The following is an 18,162-nucleotide window of genomic DNA, read 5'->3' as shown; positions in this document are numbered from 1 at the left end:
AGCCGAGGGAAAACATAAAGCATCTGTAATCAATGCGGTAAGAGCCAAAATCATAGCAAGGTCTTTTGCTGTGATACGAAGGCAGACTCCATTTGTAACATTGGTAGCATAATAAAAGGGGCTTAACTTCGAAAAATTCTTAGGTTTAGGAAGTAGCTATACACTTCTGAAGAGTAGTTATGTCTATATAAGAACTTACCCAAGGATACGTTAATATTCGTAAACCTGGGTAAGATTTTATAGATATTGTTTGGAGAGGACTTAGAATTCACCCTCTTTTGAACGAACTTGGGAATCGTGATGACAGTCGATTTATAGCTATCCCGCCACGAAACAATCCTTGCGGATAAATAGGGTTGAATCTTACAGCCATTGTTTATTCGCCAACATATTATATAGGATTCATTTGTTTCGAAGCGGGATGTCTTTTATGTGTTGTATGCCATGCTTATAAAAAGTATAGTCGCCGTAAAACCGGCTTAAGGATTATCCTTATTTTAATAAATATCTTTCCTTAATATGAGTGCCTTAAGTAACCTTTTATTCTTTTTAATTGCCACCATTGCTTTGAGATTGGTGGAATCTTTATCTAATCATCACATTGCTGTTTTTAAAACAAAGCAAACAAAAAGCAATACTGCAAAAGCAACTTTCTTTTTGATGTTTGTCTTTTTATGCGGTATTTCTTACGGACAGTCTGTCACTGAAGGCGATCTGTCAAAGCCGGTTGAGCAACACGAAGGGAAGGGAATAAAAATGATTAAGGATTTTTATATTTCTTATGCCATAAACGTTTCTGATTCGGCAGATGATAGAAACGATACGCTTGTACGGACAAACTTAACGCCTGATTTAATAGCTAAGATACGAAGAGTGGCTTCCGCCACAAACAGCGATCCAATCATCCGTGCTCAGGATTTCGACAAAGTTTTCGCAAATACATTTAATGTGAGACATCTGGAGAGTAACTGGTATATGGTCAGTTATGCATGTGGTTCTGTGGAGCGCACTAATATCCCTGTAAGACTGAGAGAAGCAGGCGGCAGGTTGTTGATTGATTATATCACTCCCGAATGGCACGGTTCCTTATACGGTGATAGTCTGCTATGTCGTACAGATCATCAAGTGATTGTTGATAACTCTACTCCCCTTTCTTTTGTAAAGACGTTCTATGATGCCTATCTACAAGCGTATTGCGACATGCCTGTAGACTTGTTGTCTCGTTTGGATTCTTTGCGTGCGAAATATTGTTCTCAAAATGCTTTGAGGCAAATCCGATCGGCAAATGAGAATGAGGACTTTCCCGGTTATGATTTGCTAATTGATTATTTCGACTTCGATCGGCTTTGGATTCCATCTATAATTTGCACTCCTATGGCGGCAGGTTCTTATCGAATGACTTATACATATTGGGGAAAATCGGTCAAATCTGTCAATATTGGTGTTGTGAAGAAAGGAAAGGGGTATTTGATCGACAAAGTTTGGACGGAAAGCAGAAATTTATAGCTTATATAATAGCATAAATAGATAGGCTTGCTGTCCATATATACTCACCGTGGTAGGCATATATACCCACCGTGGTAGCCATATATGTCTACCGTGCTGTCCATATATACTCACCGTGCTGGCTATATATATTCACTGAGTCGGAGAAATAGCTATATGATTGGCCTATGACTAGGAGTAAAACTTTTCAATTAATTGCTTTCTTGGAGCATGATGCACTATGTTCACTCCCTTGTTTCCATGGGAATTTCAATGGCAGCGGAACGAGTATCGGTGGAATCACTAAAGGCTCGTTTTGAGTCATTTTATTTTCTCCTTTTTTCGCTTGTGCAATAACCGCCGCCTTTATTCTGTTGTTGAAACTTTGTTTGGTTAGATGGAAATAACGGTTGTAAATGAATATGTGAACCGGGTGGTGGAGATGGGGGAAGAAAGGTCATAAATGATATATTTACCTAATAATGAAGATTGTTGAAGAATATGTGATCTTTTGTAGCGCATAATAGCGGTTTTCTCGAAAAAAATGTATATATTTGGCCATATGGATTAGCTATCGGTAATTTTAAAATCATATTGCTATGAAAAAAAAGATTTTTTTTGCCATGCTTTCAGTGATGCTGTTGGTGGTAGCAGGTGGGAAGGCCCAAGAAAAAAAAGATTTCAAACCGGCCGAATTAAAGGGAATTTGGCAACTTTGCCATTATGTTTCAGAAGCGGCAGACCTGCCGGGGACGTTGAAACCCAGTAATACATTTAAAGTGTTGTCGGAAGACGGGCGCATCGTTAATTTTACTCTTATACCGGGTTCGGATGCTATTATTACCGGATATGGCACGTATGTCCAACTGAGCGACACTACTTATAAAGAAAGCATTGAGAAAAATATTCACCTTCCGATGCTGGATAACAAAGACAATGTACTGATCTTTGAGATTGTGGATAATACACTCTTGTACTTAAAGTATTTTATCAAAAAAGATTTGTATGGGCACGAGTTGAATGCCTGGTATCATGAGACATGGAAAAGGCTCACTATGCCTGCCAAATTTCCTGAGGATATAGTCAGGTAATGACATTCCCGACAAAAAGAAGTGCCCCTTGTTGGCGCTTCCGCCGGGTTCTACGTTAAAGCTGTGAGTGTTTCATCATTACAGGCTTTGCGTGGGATCAGGCTTTTTTTGTTTCAATTTGTGCTGTCAATCAACCGTATAAATCCAAAAAAAGAGAGAAATAGTTTGCTGTTTCAAAGAAAAGCCGTACTTTTGCAAGCCGATTATTATCACATAATGATAAGAGATTAATTCATAGCACATTAGTCTTCCTTTGTCCGGGGAGGGCTGATGAGTGGTGAAGAATATTTTTAGTAGTAACATTTAAAAAAGAAAATTAAGAGTGGATACTTTAAGTTACAAGACCATTTCTGCAAACAAAGCGACAGTAACCAAAGAATGGGTTGTTGTTGACGCTACCGACCAAACATTGGGACGTCTGGGAGCGAAAGTTGCAAAATTGTTGAGAGGAAAGTACAAACCGAACTTTACTCCTCATGTTGACTGCGGTGATAACGTAATCATCATCAATGCAGACAAAGTTAAATTGACCGGAAACAAATGGAATGACAGAGTATATTTGTCGTATACCGGCTATCCCGGCGGTCAGAGAGAAATGACACCCGCACGTTTAATCGCTAAACCTAACGGTGAAGAGAGATTGTTGAAAAAAGTAGTGAAGGGCATGCTTCCCAAAAATATCTTGGGAGCAAAATTGCTGAAAAACCTGTATGTTTACGCGGGAAGCGAACACAAACATGCGGCTCAGAACCCTAAAATGATTGATATTAATTCATATAAATAAGATATAATGGAAGTAGTAAATGCATTAGGCAGACGTAAACGCGCGATTGCGCGCATATTCGTTAGCGAAGGTACAGGAAAGATTACTATTAACAAGAGAGACCTTGCAGAGTACTTTCCATCAACTATACTTCAGTATGTAGTAAAACAGCCATTGAACAAACTGGGTGCTGCTGAGAAGTACGACATCAAGGTGAATCTGTGTGGCGGCGGTTTTACAGGCCAGTCTCAGGCTTTGCGCTTGGCTATCGCCCGTGCTTTGGTTAAGATCAATGCTGAAGACAAAGCAGCTCTTCGCGCTGAAGGCTTTATGACCCGCGATCCACGTTCTGTTGAACGTAAAAAACCGGGACAACCGAAAGCTCGCAGAAGATTCCAGTTCAGTAAACGTTAATCGGTTGATAGATTCGCAAACGAAGAAATTCACGAGCGAGCGAGGATTCTCTCCTTGTTTCCTGTCGGCCTGATTGGCTCGTAGACTGAATTACGTTTAGTATCTAAACTACCGGGACTCGGTAAAGACTACCCGGCGGTTGGTTTAGAAAAACAAAAAAGAAAGTAAACGATTAAAAAGAAAAAAGAAATGTCAAGAACAAATTTTGATACATTATTGGAAGCCGGTTGCCACTTCGGACACCTTAAGAGAAAGTGGAACCCTTCAATGGCTCCTTATATTTTCATGGAACGCAATGGTATTCATATCATTGACCTCCACAAAACAGTTGCAAAAGTAGACGAAGCTGCCGAAGCTTTGAAACAGATTGCCAAATCGGGCAAAAAAGTTCTTTTTGTTGCTACTAAAAAACAAGCGAAACAGGTTGTTGCCGAGAAGGCCCAGTCTGTAAATATGCCTTATGTAATCGAGCGTTGGCCGGGCGGTATGTTGACTAACTTCCCGACTATCCGTAAGGCTGTGAAGAAAATGGCTACGATCGACAAACTGACTAACGACGGAACGTATGCCAATCTTTCTAAAAGAGAAATCCTTCAGATTTCCCGTCAACGCGCAAAGTTGGATAAGACTTTGGGATCAATCGCAGATTTGACCCGTCTGCCCTCCGCTTTGTTCGTAATCGATGTAATGAAAGAGAACATCGCAGTGCGTGAAGCCAACCGTCTGGGTATCCCTGTTTTCGGTATCGTAGATACAAACTCCGATCCTTCGAACATCGATTTCGTAATTCCTGCCAATGATGACGCTACAAAATCTGTAGAAGTTATTCTGGAAGCTTGCTGCGCTGCAATGCAAGAAGGTTTGGAAGAAAGAAAAGCTGAAAAAATAGATATGGAAGCTGCCGGTGAAGCTCCTGCCAACAGAGGCAAGAAGAAATCGGCCAAAGCAAGACTCGACAAGTCTGACGAGGAAGCTATCAATGCGGCTAAGGCTGCTGCTTTCATGAAGGAAGACGAAGAGGCTTAATTAGAATATAATGTGCCAATTTGCTAATGGCCGGGGTGTATTCGCATACATCCGGCTTTTGATTGGCAGATTGGCACATTTTTTGTTTCGAAATTATTATTCATTAAATAAAATAAAAGGAGATATTATGGCTGTAACTATGGCTGATATTACCAAGCTGCGTAAGATGACCGGAGCTGGTATGATGGATTGCAAAAACGCGTTGACAGAAGCGAATGGCGATTTCGATCAAGCAATGAAGATTATCCGTGAGAAAGGACAGGCTGTTGCCGCAAAACGTTCTGATCGCGAAGCTTCCGAAGGCTGTGTATTGGCTAAGGCTGAGAACGGGTTCGGCGCTATGATTGCTTTGAAGTGCGAGACCGACTTCGTTGCTAAAAACGAAGATTTCGTGAAGTTGACTCAAGATATTCTGGATGCCGCTATTGCTAATAAATGCCAGACATTGGACGAAGTGAAAGCTCTTCCGATGGGTAACGGTACGGTAGCCGACGCTGTGACAGACAGAAGCGGTATTACGGGTGAAAAGATGGAATTGGACGGTTATGCAACTGTTGAAGGTCCTTCTATTTCAGTATACAATCACCAGGGGAAGAACTTCCTTTGCACGATGGTTGTGCTGAATAAAGAAACAGACGCGAAAGTAGGTCACGAAGTGGCTATGCAGATTGCCGCTATGAATCCGATCGCTATCGACGAAAACGATGTTCCTGCCGATGTATTGGAAAAAGAAAAAGAGATCGCTGTCGACAAGGCTCGCCAGGAAGGCAAACCTGAGAACATGATCGAAAAGATTGCCATGGGGCGTATCGGTAAATTCTATAAAGAGGTATGCCTGCTGAAACAAGAGTATATTCAGGATGCTAAAATGACTGTAGCCGATTTCTTGAAAAACCAGGATAAGGACTTGACTGTAACTGCATTCAAACGTTTCACTTTGAGAGCTGAATAATTCGGCTGTCGGATGATTCCGTTAGATATTCACAATCTGCGTGAGTAAGAATAAAGAGAATAGTGTTGAGACTAAAATGCGTTCTCGAAAAAATAACGAATCGTAATTGCTAAAACAATAAGAAAGCCATATCTGAACTCTATGCTGAGGTAAGATATGGCTTTTCAGGTATCTTGGGGCATACTCGAAAGTTCACCTTCAGGGGGCACTTCCTTTATCCTTTCATCTTTGTTTGTGTGTATCCCTCTTTTATCAAGAGCTCCGTAACTTTCGTCTTGAAGTCGCCTTGTACGATGATTTCTCCGTCTTTTGCCGATCCGCCTACTCCACATTTGTTTTTTAGCAGTTTGCCAAGTTCTTTCAGATCTTCGTCGCTGCCCACAAATCCGCTTACCAGAGTCACTACTTTGCCTCCTCTGTTCTTACGGTCGAGTGATACGCGCAGTTTTTGCCTGTTTTTTTCGAGAGTGCTTGTCTCTTCGGCGGGTTCGGTCTCGTAGCTGAAATCGGGGTTGGTAGAATATACCACATTGAGTCTGTTTTTCCAATCATTCCTTTTCATATATTTATTGTCATCTTTATTCTTTTTCCAAAAGTATGAAACTTGTCGGAAAGAGCAAAATAAGGCGGAGTTTTCATCGTTTTGTTTAATCTCTATTAAGGTTTTCGATTATTAGGTTGTCAGTATAAAAAAATAGTGTATTTTTGCATATACCAAATTTTAGTAAGCAGTATGAGCACTTGTGTACGGAAAGAGGCGGATAAAGTGCCGGAGCCTACCTTGCGGAGACTTCCCTGGTATCTGTCGAACATAAAACTAATGAAAGAAAAAGGAGAGCAATACGTCTCTTCTACACAAATATCCAAACAAATAAATATTGACGCTTCACAAATCGCCAAAGATTTGTCGTATGTAAATATTTCGGGACGTACAAGAGTGGGATACAATATCGACGCGCTGATTGAGGCGCTCGAGAGTTTTCTCGGATTTACGGATATGCACAAGGCTTTCTTGTTTGGTGTAGGTAGTTTGGGCGCTGCTTTGCTGGGTGATTCGGGTTTGCATCATTTCGGTTTGGAGATTGTGGCAGCTTTCGATGTGAAACCCGAATTGGTGGGAAAAGATTTGAACGGTATTCCTATCTTTCACTCCGATGAGTTTGAAGCGAAGATGAAAGAATATGATGTAAACATTGGGGTACTTACCGTGCCTATCAGTATCGCTCAGGATATAACGGATAAGATGGTGGACGGTGGTATCAAGGCTGTATGGAACTTTACCCCTTTCCGCATTCGTGTGCCCGAGAACATAGTGGTGCAGAATACTTCTCTTTATGCGCATTTGGCGGTGATGTTCAACCGGTTGAATTTTAATGAAATCAAAGGATGAAAATTATAGCTGTGGGAATGAACTATGCCCGACACAACGAAGAACTGGGGCATACAGAAGTGAATACAGAGCCGGTAATTTTTATGAAACCTGATTCGGCTATACTGAAAGATGGGAAACCATTTTTTATCCCCGATTTTTCCAAAGAGGTTCATTACGAAACGGAATTGGTGGTGCGCATCAACCGGTTGGGCAAAAACATCTCTTCTCGTTTTGCGCACCGATACTATGACGCTCTGACGGTAGGAATCGACTTTACTGCGCGCGACCTTCAACGTAAGTTTCGTAAATCGGGGCATCCGTGGGAACTTTGCAAGGGGTTCGATTCTTCGGCGGCTATCGGGACGTTTGTGCCTGTGGCGCGTTATGGGGATGTCCGATCGCTGAATTTTTACCTGACCGTAGACGGGCAGGAGGTACAGCGCGGATGCACGGCGGATATGCTTTTCGAAATCGATGACCTGATTGCTTATGTCAGCCATTTTGTAACGCTGAAAATCGGTGACCTGCTGTTTACGGGTACTCCCGCGGGAGTAGGCCCTGTCAGTGTAGGTCAACATCTGCAAGGATACCTCGAGGAGGAAAAACTGCTCGACTTCTACATTCGTTAAGGAGTATTTTCGTGCTACATGCGTCATTGCATTGCGATTCTGCGTCACCTTTCACTTCCGGACAGGGCTTTGTTCGTAGCTACTTCAAATATTCTCATTGTCCGGAGCGATTTTTCAGTTGTCGATGGTGCTTCTGCCGTACCGGAAGTAATTGTTATTGTCCGGAAAAAATATACTCTCGAAAAGGACATTCATGAATAAGTCGAACGCTGTTACCTTTTCTTCGGCATACGGGTCGTGCAGTTTGGGCAGATTCAGTTTTTTTATATTGAAGGTTGTCGGGACTGACAGCGAATATCGGGGCTTTCCCTTTTTAGCCTCTGACTCTGAGGCGAAGGAGAGCGGTCGCCGGCTTGTCTGTTTAATCAGAAAACAATAATTGCCCACTCGCCGGATTTCGTATTTTATAGTTGGTGGACAGGACCTTCCGATCGGTTGAATAGGGAGGTTGCTGAACGTAGTCGTCCATGCCGACTGTAGACTTCCATGACTTTCATCGAATTGAATGGTGGGATACGGGCGACTGTCAGAACCATTGGAAAGAGTTTCCATCTGTGCAGACATCCGGCAAATGCCTACCCATAAGAAAAGGATAACTAACGGAGCTGTTTTCTTATTCATTTCAATAATTGTTTGTACTTTTGCAAAGATAGCCGAATGGAGCGTTTTAAAAAACAGAAAAAGAACATTTTCAGCTTAATTCATCGAAACCTGCCTGCAAAGCTACGGGTTTAATCGGATTTAATACGGTAAAATAAAAATAGTTATGAAGATAAGAGTTGGGTTTGGTTACGATGTCCACCGCTTGGTCGAAGGTCGTGAGTTATGGTTGGGAGGAGTCCTTTTGCAACATACCAAAGGACTGTTGGGACATTCGGACGCCGATGTACTGGTGCATGCTATTTGCGACGCCCTGCTGGGCGCTGCCAATATGCGCGATATCGGCTTTCATTTCCCCGATACGGCGGGAGAGTTCAAGAATGTAGACAGTAAGATTCTATTGAAGAAGACGGTCGGGTTGATTGCCGGAAAAGGCTATCGGGTGGGAAATGTGGATGCTACGGTTTGTGCCGAACAGCCGAAGTTGAAACCGCATATCCCTCTGATGCAGGAAACTTTAGCGAATGTAATGGGCATCTCCCCGGATGATATCGCCATCAAAGCCACTACCTCCGAAAAACTCGGCTTTACAGGACGGGAAGAGGGAATATCTGCTTATGTTACTGTCTTGATTGAGAAAGATTAAGGTTGATAAGTTTTACGTGACTCAGTCGGGTGAACTTCGAACCATAGTGTTGGAAAGTTCGGGCAATCCGTGCCGATGCCACGTAGATTATTTCTCCCGGACGGTATTTATGAACCATGGCGGGCAGAGTACACGATGCCGGACTGGGGTGTTTCGAGCGAATACCTAATACGACGAGGTTTCCGCTTGCATCATGAAGTGTGAGCCGTTGTGTGACATAAAACTCCGGGGTTCTGCCATCAATGACTCTTGTTTTGTAAGGATCATCTTCCAATTTCACCTTCATGACTTTCAGTCGTAAATTGGTGACTGTTTCTCCTTCTTCTCCTAAAAAACAGCTGCTTTTCCGCATTTCCTTCGTTTTGCGTAACATCAAGTCGAGATGCACCGAGTGATAAGCCCGGGCAATTTTGACAAACCTCTCCTGCTTCGGAATTTGAGGTACGAACTTATAGGCTATCCAACTCAAATAATTGGGATCTACCTCCAGAATTTCGTGCAGAAAATGTCCCCGGTATTTGCCGAAGAATATCAGATCTTCTCCGCGACTCTGCATCCTTTTTTCGTTGTATTCCATGAGGATGAGGCAGCGGCGCGAATAATAAAGCATACTGCTTGCCATGCGCAGCGATGTGTGTACATCGGCGGTCAGATCACGAATATAAAGAATAGTCTGCCTTTCGGGGAGCGGCGAATAAAGCCAGAGCGAGTAGTGGGGTTTTTCCGGTCGGGGCAGTACGACCAGATAAACTCCTGCCTCCTTGAAAGAGGCCCTGCCTCGATTGTATTCATTCAGTTTGGCATACAATAAGGCTTGCTCGCTTTCGGAAACTCCCGGTATGTTCGGATTAGCCATTGCTGCTTGCTCTTTTAGGATATATCTCAAATGTATGAATTTTATTTGAGAAAAGCAACTTTCCGGCAAACAAGAACCTCTGCCGTGGAGTGCGTTAACATCCTTTTTATGGATTCTCCGTTAGGTAATTAACTGTATATCTCTTACCTTTGCACGAATACAATTCGATTTTGGATGAGAGAACGGAGTAAAAGAGTGCTGGTGGGTATGAGTGGCGGAATAGATAGCACCGCTACTTGCCTGATGCTGATGGAAAAAGGATATGAGATTGTGGGTGTCACCATGCGGGTATGGGGAGACGAACCGCATGATGCCGCGGAGTTGGCGGTACGTATGGGTATCGAGCATTTTGTGGCAGACGAGCGCACCCCTTTTAAAGATACCATTGTTAAGAATTTCATAGATGAGTACAGGCAAGGGCGTACACCCAATCCATGTGTGATGTGTAACCCTCTTTTCAAGTTTCGTGTATTGACGGAATGGGCAGATCGTCTTAATTGCGATTGGATTGCGACCGGACATTATTCCCGTTTGGAAGAACATGGCGGGCGCATTTATATCGTTGCTGGAGATGATGAAAAAAAAGATCAGTCGTACTTTCTTTGGCAAGTCGGGCAAGAGGTGTTCAGGAGATGCATATTTCCGCTGGGTGACTATACCAAGTCGGAAGTCCGCGAATATCTGGCTGCCCGTGGATATGAAGCCAAGTCGAAAGAAAGTGAGAGTATGGAGGTTTGCTTTATCAAAGGAGACTATCGAGACTTCCTACGCGAGCAGTGTCCTGAGATCGATCGCGAGATCGGGCCCGGCTGGTTTGTCAGCTCCGAAGGTGTGAAACTGGGACAACATAAAGGTGCGCCTTATTACACCATCGGTCAGCGGAAGGGGTTGGATATTGCTTTGGGAAAACCTGCCTATGTGCTGAAGATCAATCCGGAGAAAAATACCGTGATGTTGGGTGACGCCGATCAGCTGAAAACCGAATATATGCTTGTAGAACGGGATAAGCTGGTGAATGAAGAAGAACTTTTCGGCTGCGACAATCTCACTGTACGCATTCGCTACCGCAGCCGTCCGCTTCCTTGCCGAGTGAAACGGTTGGAAGACGGCCGCCTGCTTGTCAGGTTTCTCGAGTCGGCTTCAGCCATCGCTCCGGGGCAATCGGCTGTGTTCTACAACGGGAAACGAGTGCTTGGCGGAGCTTTCATCGCTTCGCAGCGTGGAATCGGGCTGGTGATTCAAACTCTTGCTTCGGATATAAAATAACGTATAAATAAACATTATATGATGATGAAGAAAATTTTATGGTTCTTCGGAACTTTGGTTGTGGCTTTGGGCGCTTCCGCCCAATTCGTGCCCACCGACACATTGAAGTATCGCATTGGCTTGAAAGATAAAGCGGCTACGGAATATTCGCTGCGCAGGCCTGAGAAGTTCCTTTCGCGCAAGTCCATCGAGCGAAGGGAGAGACAGGGATTGCCGATCGATTCTACTGATTTGCCCGTATGCAGGAAATACGTTGATGCGATACGTAAAAAAGGAGTTCATGTGGTGGTCACCGGTAAATGGGATAATTTTGTGACGGTTTCCTGTAACGACAGTACTCTTATAAAGGCGATTGTCGACCTGCCTTTCGTTCGTTCTGCCGAGAAAGTATGGACAGGCAAGATGGAGAAAGCCACCAAGCGGGATTCTTTGGTGAATGTACCGGTTCGCTCGGACAGTTTGTACGGCAAGGCTATCACTCAGATAGAGATGAGCCGTGCTCATTTGCTTCACGAAGCGGGATTTAAGGGGCAAGGCATGACGATTGGCGTTATCGATGCAGGATTTCACAACGTCGACCGCATAGAAGCTATGAAGAATATCCGTATTTTGGGTACACGAGATTTCGTTTATCCCGGCGCCGATATTTATGCGGAAAGCGACCACGGTATGTGTGTGCTTTCTTGTATGGCTATGAATCTTCCGAATGTTATGATCGGTACGGCTCCTGAAGCCTCTTACTGGCTGATTCGGAGCGAGGATGAATATTCAGAGCATCTGGTAGAGCAAGACTATTGGGCAGCCGCTATCGAATTTGCTGACAGCGTAGGGGTTGACTTGGTAAATACATCGCTGGGATACTATAAGTTCGATGATGTTTCGAAGAACTATCGTTTTCGTGATTTGGACGGGCAATACGCGTTGATGTCTCGCCAGGCATCCCGTGCAGCTGATAAGGGAATCGTTATGGTTTGCAGTGCCGGTAATTCAGGAGTGGGTTCTTGGAAGAAGATTACCCCTCCGGCCGATGCGGAAAACGTGCTGACGGTAGGGGCTGTTGATAAAAAAGGCGTATTGGCGCCTTTCTCTTCCATCGGGAATACGAGTGATGGGCGTGTGAAGCCCGATGTAATGGCTGTCGGCTTGGCCTCTGATGTCATGGGGACGAACGGTAATCTTCGCCGTGCCAACGGAACTTCTTTCGCTTCACCTATCATGTGCGGCATGGTGGCTTGCTTGTGGCAAGCTTGTCCGGAACTGACGGCAAAGGAAGTGATTGAGTTGGTACGCCATTCGGGTGACCGCGCTGATTTTCCCGACAATATCTATGGTTACGGAGTGCCCGATTTGTGGAAAGCGTATTTGAAAGTTGGTGGAAAATAAGGGATGTGGTCGTGGAGGAAGCGCTTCACTGCTGAACAGCATTTAAAAGAAGATTAGAAGTACGGGAATGGAAATGATGGCAATGGAACTTATAGAGTTGAACTCACTGGTCAGGCAAACGTTGGAGCAATCGATGCCGGACGAGTATTGGGTGCAGGCGGAGTTGAGCGAGGTACGTACTAACGCAACAGGGCATTGCTACCTTGAGTTTGTACAGAAAGATCCGAGAAGCAATAATCTCATAGCCAAAGCCCGGGGGATGATTTGGAGCTACGTTTTCCGACTGTTGAAACCATACTTTGAAGAGAGCACCGGTAGGTTGTTTACTTCCGGTATCAAGGTTCAGGTTAAGGTGACAGTACAATTTCACGAACTTTACGGTTACAGCCTGACGGTTCTTGATATCGATCCTGCATATACGTTGGGAGATATGGCCTTGCGCCGCCGTGAAATTTTGGCACAATTGCAGGAAGAGGGGGTGCTGACACTCAATAAAGAGCTGGAGATGCCTGTTCTTCCACAACGTGTGGCTGTGGTTTCTTCCGCTACGGCAGCGGGTTACGGCGATTTTTGCCACCAATTGCATCACAATGCGCGCGGCTTCTTCTTTTATATCGAACTTTTTCCGGCGTTGATGCAGGGGAATCAGGTGGAACAGTCGGTATTGTCGGCTCTGGATGAGGTCTACAGCCGATTGCGCGAGTTTGACGTTGTGGTTATCATCCGGGGAGGAGGAGCCACTTCCGATTTGTCGGGCTTCGATACTTATTTGTTGGCGGCTGCCTGCGCGCAGTTCCCCTTGCCTGTCATTACGGGCATCGGACACGAACGTGACGATACCGTGCTTGATTCTGTGGCTCATACCCGTGTGAAAACACCTACGGCTGCCGCCGAGCTTTTGATATCCCGTATGGCGGAAGCGGCAGACCGCTTGTTCGATCTGTCGGAGCATGTCCGGCAAGGAGCGATCGCGCTTCTTGATATGGAGTGGATTCGCTTGGCCGAGATCCGGAATTCTATTCCTGAACTTGTCCGCCGTAAACTCACGGAAGAACGTTTCACTCTCTTTTCTATACGTAAGGATTTATCCCAAGGCATATCAGGGTTGTTGACATATCATCGACATCGGTTGGAACTCCTAGGACAGCGTATTGCCGATGCTTCGCCCCAAAAACTTCTGAGCCGCGGCTACAGCATCACTCTGAGAGAAGGGAAAGCTGTTACCGACGCTTCGCAGCTGAAAGCAGGAGATTGTTTGATCACACGATTGGCAAAAGGAAGCGTGCAGTCTATAGTCGTGGAAGGAATAAAATTAGTGAGTAACCGCTCGGAAAAACGTTGAAAGATGATGTGGATATAAAGTAGTATATAAAACATAACCGACTTCTATCGAATATCATTGTGCAGGCTGACGATGGCGCTTGTTTGATAATCTTTATGATATGCTAATATGCGATAAATGTACAACTACTAACTTTAGAAAAATGGCAGCAAAGAAAGAAACTTATACACAGGCTATGGAACGTCTTGAAGAAATAGTCCGTCAGATTGATAATAATCAGTTGGATATTGACGTGCTGAGCGATAAAATCAAAGAGGCCAACCGGATTATCGCTTTTTGCACAGAGAAACTGACGAAAGCTGATCGGGAAGTGGAAAAAATATTGCGGGAAAAGAGGGAATCTGAAGAATAACACGTACTTTTGTATATTCATCAGATGTAGGACATACTTACTAATACCTAATGATATGAAAGAAATAGACTGGTCGAATCTGTCTTTCGGATATATGAAGACAGATTACAATGTGAGAATCAATTTCCGCGATGGTGCGTGGGGAGAACTGGAAGTTAGCAGTAGCGAGTATCTCAATCTTCACATGGCGGCTACGTGTCTGCACTATGGGCAGGAAGCTTTCGAAGGGTTGAAAGCTTTCCGCGGCAAAGATGGCAGAGTGCGTATCTTCCGCCTCGAAGAAAATGCAGCGCGGCTGCAAGCTACTTGTCAGGGAATCATGATGGCGGAATTGCCTACAGCACGCTTCAAGGAGGCGATATTGAAAGTAGTGAAGCTGAACGAGCGGTTCATTCCTCCTTACGAGACCGGCGCTTCTCTTTATATTCGCCCGTTGCTCATAGGAACAGGTGCGCAAGTAGGCGTGCGTCCGGCAAGTGAATATATGTTTGTGGTATTTGTAACGCCTGTAGGTCCTTACTTCAAAGGCGGTTTCTCTACCAATCCGTACGTTATTATTCGTGAGTATGATCGTGCCGCTCCCCATGGGACCGGTACTTTCAAAGTGGGAGGAAACTATGCTGCCAGCTTGCGTGCCAACAAGAAAGCGCATGACCTGGGTTATTCTTGCGAATTCTATTTGGATGCAAAAGAAAAGAAATATATCGATGAATGTGGCGCTGCCAATTTCTTCGGGATCAAAGACAACACGTATATCACTCCCAAATCTTCTTCCATTCTTCCTTCTATTACCAACAAGAGTTTGATGCAACTTGCCGAAGATATGGGGTTGAAGGTAGAACGCCGTCCGGTACCGGAAGAAGAACTCGCTACGTTCGAAGAGGCGGGTGCTTGTGGAACGGCTGCCGTAATCAGTCCCATTGAGCGGATCGACGACTTGGAGAATGGGAAGTCGTACGTAATATCGAAAGATGGGAAACCGGGACCCATTTGTACGAAGTTGTACAATAAGTTGCGTGCCATTCAGTATGGCGATGAACCCGATACGCACGGTTGGGTGACAATCGTGGAGTAGTGTACATTTACTGTCGTTAGTGCAAATGCCTGTAGTCGTTTTCTACAGATATTTAAGAGCTGTTGTTGCAAGAGGACATAGGAAGCTATGTGGTAAATTGTATGTGTTTAATAGAATCTCTTATGAAACACAGATGTACTGACAATTATTATTAAACAAAAGAATGGAGTACGGAGTCTTATCTGTGCTCCATTTATTTTTGTTGGTTACGTCAAAAGTAAGTACCTTTGCATCCTAATCAGTAATGATATGGGGAAGAATAAATTAGAGAAGTTTGCCGATATGGCGGGTTATCCGCATGTGTTTGAATACCCTTATTCCGCTATGGACAATGTGCCGTTTGAGATGAAAGGAAACTGGCACAGTGAGTTCTTTAAAAACGACCGGCCGATTGTCCTCGAACTTGGTTGTGGGCGAGGAGAGTATACAGTGGGATTGGGGAGAATGTTTCCCGAAAAGAACTTTATAGCGGTTGATATCAAGGGAGCCCGGATGTGGACGGGGGCTACCGAGTCATTGCAGGCGGGTATGAAGAATGTGGCTTTCCTGCGAACGAATATCGAAATCATCGACCGTTTCTTTGCGGAAAGTGAAGTGAGTGAGATATGGTTGACTTTTTCTGATCCGCAGATGAAAAAAGCTACCAAGCGACTGACTTCTACATACTTTATGAACAGGTATCGCAAGTTTCTGAAACCTGATGGAATCATTCACCTGAAGACAGACAGCAACTTTATGTTCACTTATACGAAGTACATGATAGATGCCAATCGCCTTCCTGTTGAGTTTATCACCGAAGATTTATACCATTCGGACCTGGTAGATGATATTCTGGGTATCAAGACATATTATGAACAGCAGTGGCTGGACCGCGGTTTAAGTATTAAGTATATTAAGTTCCGGCTTCCCCAAGAAGGGGATTTGAAAGAACCCGATGTGGAGATAGAACTCGATTCGTATCGCAGCTATAACCGCAGCAAGCGGAGCGGACTAAGCACGAGTAAGTAGAAAGTATTGTCGATATATTATCGGTGGATTGTTTAGTCCTTTAAAAAATAATCGCTGTGAAATTTGCTGAAGTTAATGAAGCCTTCGCCTGTTTTCGGTTAATCTCCCTATGATGTACCTATGCCTCCATTAATATAAGTAGCGACTTTTTTTCGATTCATCGGAGATGTTTTTTATTCGTTTCAAAAATGGGAATAGTTGTTAAATTAATGTTCTCAAACAAACTATTTGTTTTAATCCTGTGTTTCTTTATAAGAATGAGTCAGTGTCTTTTCTATTAAGATTCTTCGATTTAGGTGTTTAAACAAGTTTCATCTACTAAAATTTAATTTTATGTATTTTATTTGGTACATTATCATTGGAATCGTTGCTGGATTTATAGCCGGTAAGATTATGAGAGGAGGCGGTTTTGGACTTCTTATTAATTTGCTAGTAGGAATTGTCGGTGGTGTATTGGGAGGCTGGGTATTTGGTCTGCTTGGAATAGCCACAACAGGTTTACTAGGAAGCCTTTTCACCTCTGTTATTGGAGCTATTTTGTTATTGTGGATTCTATCTTTTTTTAACAGACCCAAGAGAACGGATTTTTAATTATTTATTAGCTTAAAACTTTTGATTATGGGAACTAACAATTCTAAGTTTTTTATTGGCCTCGTAATAGGTTCGACCATTGGAGCATTTGCTTACCGTTTTTCACGTACAGCAAAAGCTAGAAGATTGAAAAAGAGAATATATCGTGTGATTGAGAATGTGACTGATTGTGCAGAAGATGCCGCTGAAAATACTAAAGATAAAGTGATAGACGTAGGCACTAAGGCTGCGGAAAAGATTCTCGATGTGACTCTTGATGTCGCTGAAAAGACAGAGAAATTGAAAGATAAGGTTCATTCAGCAATTTCTCAAGCTAAAAAATAATAGGATTCTTAGCTCAAATAGGCTGATACTGGATAGATTACTTTTATTTTCTCAGTTTATATTTTGGGGAAGTTATCTGTAATGAAGTATATACCCAAATAATCTTCTAAGTAAATTGTAGAATACAAATATAGTTAGAACTCTGTTCCTACTGCAGAAAAACTCATAAAGATTTCTACAGGATTATGAATTTGTATTCTATGTGTAAGAAGTGGTTAAGTGATGACTGATAGTTTTGTGTCAATTTCTAACAACGAACTTATGAAAGAGTAAGCGTAACAAAGTCTGAAAACTGGTTGATAGCAGAGCGTTGAATAACTTCCCAAAACAATAAAGTAAAGTAAGGAGTGTGAAAATGTAACTGCCTTTTACTTACTTGGAATCTGATATAGAATGTTGTATAACAAAATAAAAAACATTATGAAAAAGCTTATATTTATCTCATTAACGTGTTGCTTTGTATTATTCATGTCCTCTTGTCGGAACAAGAAAGAACAGAATAAAACAGAACAAAGAATTGAAAATGCAAAAGAGTCTGTGGAAGATGCCCTAGACAAAGCTTCCGATAAAATGGAAGAAGGTGCTGATAAGGTTAAGGATGCTTGGGATGACACTAAAAAGGAAGTGAAAGAAGATTACAACAAGGCTAAAAAGGAAGTGAAAAAGCAACTTGACTAATTGAATCGAATCTTAAGTTTTGGCTCTATAACGAATCGTGTGGGTAGGCTCACAAAAATCCCTATCTTTGCATTATGGACAGCAAGGAAATCTTCACATCTGCATTGGGGCTGCAATCCCCTTGGAGCGTAATTCGTGCCGAATTTCAAATAAATGAAAGCGGCACAAAAGAACTGCACTTATGGCTTGCCTTTGAAAAGGGCTTTCTGTTTACAGCTCCGGATGGCAGCCAATCTACTGCTTACGATACTCTCGATAAGACATGGCGTCACCTCAATTTCTTTCAGCACCATTGCTATATTCATTGCA

The 18,162-nt window shown here is 43.4% G+C and carries 21 protein-coding genes and 1 pseudogene; 19 read left to right on the top strand and 3 right to left on the bottom strand.

Annotated features, from left to right (window positions below; all coding sequences use genetic code 11):
• Window positions 1-519: 519 nt before the first annotated feature.
• From C234_RS16845 to tsf, 6 genes are all read left to right on the top strand, one after another.
• The gene (locus C234_RS16845) at window positions 520-1,506 is read left to right on the top strand and encodes a DUF3828 domain-containing protein (protein WP_148295231.1); all 987 of its coding nucleotides are present in this window, start codon (window positions 520-522) and stop codon (window positions 1,504-1,506) included.
• 578 nt (window positions 1,507-2,084) lie between these two features.
• Complete coding sequence (locus C234_RS0112020; RefSeq protein WP_027325973.1) at window positions 2,085-2,576, top strand: DUF4488 domain-containing protein; 492 nt, start codon at window positions 2,085-2,087, stop codon at window positions 2,574-2,576.
• Between the two features lie 322 nt (window positions 2,577-2,898).
• A complete protein-coding gene (gene rplM, locus C234_RS0112015; protein WP_027325972.1) occupies window positions 2,899-3,360 on the top strand; it encodes a 50S ribosomal protein L13 in 462 nt (153 codons plus the stop codon).
• Between the two features lie 6 nt (window positions 3,361-3,366).
• Entirely contained in the window at window positions 3,367-3,753 is a 387-nt protein-coding gene (gene rpsI, locus C234_RS0112010; RefSeq protein WP_021645279.1) for a 30S ribosomal protein S9, read from the top strand.
• A 189-nt stretch (window positions 3,754-3,942) separates the two neighbouring features.
• Window positions 3,943-4,779 carry a 30S ribosomal protein S2 gene (gene rpsB / locus C234_RS0112005; RefSeq protein WP_027325971.1) on the top strand — a complete coding sequence of 279 codons (837 nt, stop codon included), beginning with the start codon at window positions 3,943-3,945 and terminating at the stop codon, window positions 4,777-4,779.
• Window positions 4,780-4,906: 127 nt separating this feature from the next.
• Window positions 4,907-5,731, top strand: coding sequence for a translation elongation factor Ts (tsf, locus tag C234_RS0112000; protein WP_027325970.1), 825 nt, complete (start codon window positions 4,907-4,909; stop codon window positions 5,729-5,731).
• 214 nt (window positions 5,732-5,945) lie between these two features.
• Here the strand turns inward: tsf and C234_RS0111995 are convergent, their stop codons facing one another.
• Entirely contained in the window at window positions 5,946-6,293 is a 348-nt protein-coding gene (locus C234_RS0111995) for a translation initiation factor (protein ID WP_027325969.1), read from the bottom strand.
• Window positions 6,294-6,464: 171 nt separating this feature from the next.
• Between C234_RS0111995 and C234_RS0111990 the strand changes: the two genes are divergently transcribed.
• Both C234_RS0111990 and C234_RS0111985 read left to right on the top strand, forming a co-directional pair.
• Complete coding sequence (locus C234_RS0111990) at window positions 6,465-7,121, top strand: redox-sensing transcriptional repressor Rex (RefSeq protein WP_027325968.1); 657 nt, start codon at window positions 6,465-6,467, stop codon at window positions 7,119-7,121.
• Window positions 7,118-7,732, top strand: coding sequence for a fumarylacetoacetate hydrolase family protein (locus tag C234_RS0111985; protein WP_027325967.1), 615 nt, complete (start codon window positions 7,118-7,120; stop codon window positions 7,730-7,732). Before C234_RS0111990 ends, C234_RS0111985 begins: the two co-directional genes overlap by 4 nt.
• Before the next feature lie 114 nt (window positions 7,733-7,846).
• Here C234_RS0111985 and C234_RS0111980 read toward each other — a convergent pair whose 3' ends face one another.
• On the bottom strand, window positions 7,847-8,353 hold the full coding sequence (locus C234_RS0111980; protein ID WP_027325966.1) for a hypothetical protein: 507 nt from the start codon (window positions 8,351-8,353) through the stop codon (window positions 7,847-7,849).
• Window positions 8,354-8,498: 145 nt separating this feature from the next.
• On the opposite strand from C234_RS0111980, the gene ispF reads away from it, so the two are divergent.
• Entirely contained in the window at window positions 8,499-8,978 is a 480-nt protein-coding gene (gene ispF, locus C234_RS0111975; RefSeq protein ID WP_027325965.1) for a 2-C-methyl-D-erythritol 2,4-cyclodiphosphate synthase, read from the top strand.
• Here the strand turns inward: ispF and C234_RS0111970 are convergent.
• Window positions 8,953-9,834: an exodeoxyribonuclease X C-terminal domain-containing protein gene (locus C234_RS0111970; RefSeq protein WP_027325964.1), complete on the bottom strand. Its 882-nt coding sequence runs from the start codon at window positions 9,832-9,834 to the stop codon at window positions 8,953-8,955. The genes ispF and C234_RS0111970 overlap by 26 nt on opposite strands.
• A 174-nt stretch (window positions 9,835-10,008) precedes the next feature.
• On the opposite strand from C234_RS0111970, the gene mnmA reads away from it, so the two are divergent.
• From mnmA to C234_RS0111920, 10 genes and pseudogenes are all read left to right on the top strand, one after another.
• Window positions 10,009-11,100 carry a tRNA 2-thiouridine(34) synthase MnmA gene (gene mnmA / locus C234_RS0111965; RefSeq protein WP_027325963.1) on the top strand — a complete coding sequence of 364 codons (1,092 nt, stop codon included), beginning with the start codon at window positions 10,009-10,011 and terminating at the stop codon, window positions 11,098-11,100.
• Between the two features lie 24 nt (window positions 11,101-11,124).
• The gene (locus tag C234_RS0111960; RefSeq protein WP_027325962.1) at window positions 11,125-12,483 is read left to right on the top strand and encodes a S8 family peptidase; all 1,359 of its coding nucleotides are present in this window, start codon (window positions 11,125-11,127) and stop codon (window positions 12,481-12,483) included.
• Window positions 12,484-12,556: 73 nt separating this feature from the next.
• Window positions 12,557-13,825, top strand: coding sequence for an exodeoxyribonuclease VII large subunit (xseA, locus tag C234_RS16390; protein ID WP_051290258.1), 1,269 nt, complete (start codon window positions 12,557-12,559; stop codon window positions 13,823-13,825).
• Window positions 13,826-13,967: 142 nt separating this feature from the next.
• A complete protein-coding gene (xseB, locus tag C234_RS0111950; RefSeq protein ID WP_027325961.1) occupies window positions 13,968-14,177 on the top strand; it encodes an exodeoxyribonuclease VII small subunit in 210 nt (69 codons plus the stop codon).
• Window positions 14,178-14,232: 55 nt separating this feature from the next.
• Window positions 14,233-15,252 (top strand): branched-chain amino acid aminotransferase, encoded by a 1,020-nt coding sequence (locus tag C234_RS0111945; protein ID WP_027325960.1) that lies wholly within the window; start codon window positions 14,233-14,235, stop codon window positions 15,250-15,252.
• A 249-nt stretch (window positions 15,253-15,501) separates the two neighbouring features.
• A complete protein-coding gene (gene trmB, locus C234_RS0111940) occupies window positions 15,502-16,260 on the top strand; it encodes a tRNA (guanosine(46)-N7)-methyltransferase TrmB (RefSeq protein ID WP_027325959.1) in 759 nt (252 codons plus the stop codon).
• Window positions 16,261-16,593: 333 nt separating this feature from the next.
• Window positions 16,594-16,851 (top strand): GlsB/YeaQ/YmgE family stress response membrane protein, encoded by a 258-nt coding sequence (locus tag C234_RS0111935; protein ID WP_027325958.1) that lies wholly within the window; start codon window positions 16,594-16,596, stop codon window positions 16,849-16,851.
• Window positions 16,852-16,878: 27 nt separating this feature from the next.
• A complete protein-coding gene (locus C234_RS0111930) occupies window positions 16,879-17,175 on the top strand; it encodes a YtxH domain-containing protein (RefSeq protein ID WP_027325957.1) in 297 nt (98 codons plus the stop codon).
• Window positions 17,176-17,595: 420 nt separating this feature from the next.
• Window positions 17,596-17,853: a hypothetical protein gene (locus tag C234_RS0111925; RefSeq protein ID WP_027325956.1), complete on the top strand. Its 258-nt coding sequence runs from the start codon at window positions 17,596-17,598 to the stop codon at window positions 17,851-17,853.
• Window positions 17,854-17,927: 74 nt separating this feature from the next.
• Window positions 17,928-18,162: pseudogene (locus tag C234_RS0111920) on the top strand (ISL3 family transposase); the annotation flags it as partial.

The organism is Bacteroides pyogenes DSM 20611 = JCM 6294, assembly GCF_000428105.1.
GTDB classification, from domain to species: Bacteria; Bacteroidota; Bacteroidia; order Bacteroidales; family Bacteroidaceae; genus Bacteroides; species Bacteroides pyogenes.
The sequence above is the reverse complement of the archived record's forward strand: the minus strand, read 5'-3'. Positions and strand labels throughout refer to the sequence as shown.